Origin of the sequence: Kineobactrum sediminis, from assembly GCF_002868715.1 — a bacterium.
GTDB lineage: Bacteria > Pseudomonadota > Gammaproteobacteria > Pseudomonadales > Halieaceae > Kineobactrum > Kineobactrum sediminis.
Genome location: NZ_PKLZ01000039.1, coordinates 1 through 327 on the forward strand (window position 1 = coordinate 1; position 327 = coordinate 327).

Sequence of the window (327 nt, forward strand, 5' to 3'; positions counted from 1 at the left end):
CTCGATTCACCGAAGGCCAGATACTGGCAATATTGAAGCAGCACGAAGCTGGCGTGCCGGTCGCCGACCTGTCTCGCGAACACAACGTCAGTACAGCACTGATCTATCAGTGGCGCTCGAAGTTCGGTGGCATGGATGCGTCGATGATGAAGCGACTGAAGGAGCTGGAAGCCGAAAATGCCCGCCTGAAGAAGATGTATGCTGAAGAGCGGATCAAAGCCGAACTGCGCCAGGAAGCTCTCGAGGGAAAGCTGTAAGGCCATCTCAACGTCGGGAGATGGCCAGGAAAGGCGTGACCAAACACGGTATCAGTATCCGGCTGGCCTG

1 pseudogene is annotated in these 327 nt (G+C 56.3%); it reads left to right on the forward strand.

Features of this window, described 5'->3' with window-relative positions:
* Positions 1-327: pseudogene (locus tag CWI75_RS18220) on the forward strand (transposase); the annotation flags it as partial.